The sequence below is a fragment of the Paenibacillus thiaminolyticus genome, assembly GCF_003591545.1.
GTDB classification, from domain to species: Bacteria; Bacillota; Bacilli; order Paenibacillales; family Paenibacillaceae; genus Paenibacillus_B; species Paenibacillus_B thiaminolyticus_A.
The window spans coordinates 9,849-12,461 of record NZ_QYZD01000060.1; the positions used below are offsets into that span (position 1 = coordinate 9,849).

At 55.2% G+C, this 2,613-nt stretch carries 3 protein-coding genes; 2 read left to right on the top strand and 1 reads right to left on the bottom strand.

What is annotated here, in order from left to right:
* Nucleotides 1–184: 184 nt before the first annotated feature.
* The gene (locus tag DQX05_RS28925; RefSeq protein WP_259392297.1) at nucleotides 185–1,348 is read left to right on the top strand and encodes a M23 family metallopeptidase; all 1,164 of its coding nucleotides are present in this window, start codon (nucleotides 185–187) and stop codon (nucleotides 1,346–1,348) included.
* A gap of 45 nt (nucleotides 1,349–1,393) precedes the next feature.
* Entirely contained in the window at nucleotides 1,394–1,840 is a 447-nt protein-coding gene (locus tag DQX05_RS28930; RefSeq protein ID WP_119796704.1) for a bactofilin family protein, read from the top strand.
* Nucleotides 1,841–2,402: 562 nt separating this feature from the next.
* Here DQX05_RS28930 and DQX05_RS31230 read toward each other — a convergent pair.
* Nucleotides 2,403–2,613, bottom strand: a 211-nt coding sequence (locus DQX05_RS31230; protein WP_220483305.1) for a hypothetical protein, incomplete at its 5' end; no start/stop codon positions are given.

Below are 2,613 nucleotides of genomic sequence, written 5' to 3' on the forward strand. Positions count from 1 at the left end.
CCTTATCCTGTTCCGGTTGCCCCGTACTTCCGGTCGCCCTTTCCTTCCAGTATTGTGTATTTTTCGGCGTAATCATACGTGCAAAATCGTTCCTTCGGACAGATATCCGTTCTGTATAGCAGGACAATGGAATAGAGTGCAATAGGTAGACTTTGCAGGAATACGCGGAATCTGAGGTGATGTGATGAAAGGGCGTTGGTGGAATGGCCGTATGACACTGCTCGTCATCCGCGACGCGGAACAAGCAGTCAAGCAGATGAATGTGCCGAAAATGCTCGTTGTCTCCGTCCCGATCGCCGCCGTCTTGTCGATATCGGGTCTAGTGTTGAGCATGCAGTGGAAGGCCGCGACGGAGATCCGCGAATTGGAAGGCTTGCTGTCTCATCAGTCCGAGGCGCTTGAAGTTACGGTCAAGAACAAGGACGAAGCGATTCAACGGCTGCAAAACGAGATCATTCGCCTCTCTTCGGAGACCGAGAACTTCAAGCATCGGCTTAATCACATGAGCAGTCTGGAGAAGCAACTGGAGGATTTCGTGGAAGGAACTTCCGCCGTGCCACAGAAGAGCGGCGAGGAGCAGGCCCGCTTCGTCCACAGCACCGCCTGGAACGAGCAGCGGCAGGTCGGCGGCGAGGAGATAGGCGTCGGTTTAGAGCAGATGCTGGAATTGGCTGAGCGCTCGCGGCTTGATCTCGTCCAGATGCAACGCATGCTGTCCTCCATACAACGCAGCGCCCCGGCTGTTTTGAATCAAGCGCAGAAGAAGCAGGAACTCATCGCGGGAACGCCGTCCGTCTGGCCGACAAAGTCACGTCGCCTGACCTCCAGCTTCGGGTACCGGAAGGACCCGTTGACCGGATATGCCGCTTTCCATGCCGGCATCGACATTGGCGGCGAGACGGGCGACTCCGTCCTCGCAGCGGCCGAGGGAGAAGTGATTGAAGCCGACTTCAACACTTCGCGGGGCAATTATATTATTATCCGGCACGTCAACCAATTGGACACATGGTATATGCATTTGCAGCAGATTCACGTCTCCGTCGGCGACCAGGTCGACAAGGGCGATATCATCGGCGCGCTGGGCACGACCGGCCGGAGCACCGGGCCTCATCTCCACTTCCAGATTGTTGAGCGGGGCGAGCCGATTGATCCGCTTCCGTTCCTGGGCGATGCAGCAGCCGCAGACACCCCGCCCGAGGGGCGGCCCGTGAAGGTCTCTGCAGCCTCCGGCGTTTCCGGGCCCGGGAGTTCCGGTCCTTCAAGATCCCCGTCCTCCCCGCCATCCGTTACGAGACTGTCGCCGCTTCCGAAGTGGATTATGGGGGATGCGCAAGCCTACGGAACATAAACCGGGCGCATGCAAGCCAAATCTGTCATAGCAGGAGGGATTACGATGTTTCAACGCTCATCCCAGCGCATCAAGCCGACGGATACGTTCATCGGTCACGGCACCGATATGAGCGGCACCATTCACTCCCAGACGAACGTACGCATCGACGGGAAATTTACGGGCGAGCTGAGCAGCAGCGGCACAATCACCATCGGCGAGCGCGGAGAGGCGCACTCCACCTTGACCGCCCGCCATGTCGTCGTCGCCGGCACCGTCATCGGCGATATCAAAACGACGGGCAAGCTGCTCATCACCTCGTCTGGACAGGTGCTGGGTCACTGCGAATCGGGGCTGCTTGTCGTCGAGGAAGGCGGTATTCTGAACGGAACGAGCATGGTGGTTCGGGAGGCGAGGGAAGGCGCCGCAGCCGCTCACGAGCCGCCGCCCGAACGGGAACGCGGAGAGAAGAAGGACGACAAGGCCGATATCGTAGAAAAGCAAGCGGGATAACCAAACCGCTTGCTTTTTTTCGTGGCCTCTCCCTTCCACTCAGGGGATGATCGGGCGGCCCCACGCTATATGTAATTATGAGTCTTCAGCCCTTGCGAAATAGCACTTTGCTTCAAGCTCTTCATAATGTCAGCTCTTGCTTTTTCATTCAACTATTTCGGGGCAACAACGAGTGCTTGGCTTACATGCGGTATATACGTAAGCTTGTACTCTCCAAACGGACAAATTAGCAAAAGTGTCTACATATAAGTGGACACAAGGGGGATATGATTTCTCATAGGAAAAATATCAGTATATAGATTTAAAACGCTGCAACGACACTACTTATAGTAGGCGCGGAGAAATAAGGGACTAAACCCTTTCCCAAAAATATGTCCACTATTTGAAAGACATAATTTATATTTTTCCACAGTAAAGGAACAGTGAATAAGGCTCTCATAGATCGTAACCTGGCACCCGCTTCCCCGCCCGTTGCTTCGCCGTAGACCAGTCGCCTCAGCCCTTATACCTTCATCGCCCTCCCTATCGTTCCTGTTCCTTCTTCCCCATCTGCTCTCTCCTTCTAGCCCCCTGTTCCTTCTTCCCCATCTGCTCTCCTTCTATCCCTTGTTCCTTCTACCCCCATCTGCTCTCCTTCTATCCACTGTTCCTTCTTCCCCATCTGCTCTCTCCTTCTATCCCTTGTTCCTTCTACCCCCATCTGCTCTCCTTCTATCCCCTGTTCCTTCTTCCCCATCTGCTCTCTCCTTCTATCCCTTGTTCCTTCTACCCCC

What these genes read in the sequence shown, in the direction of transcription:
- DQX05_RS28925 (WP_259392297.1), top strand. Translation starts at nt 185, where the DNA reads ATGAAAGGGCGTTGGTGGAATGGCCGTATGACACTGCTCGTCATCCGC.
- DQX05_RS28930 (WP_119796704.1), top strand. Translation starts at nt 1,394, where the DNA reads ATGTTTCAACGCTCATCCCAGCGCATCAAGCCGACGGATACGTTCATC.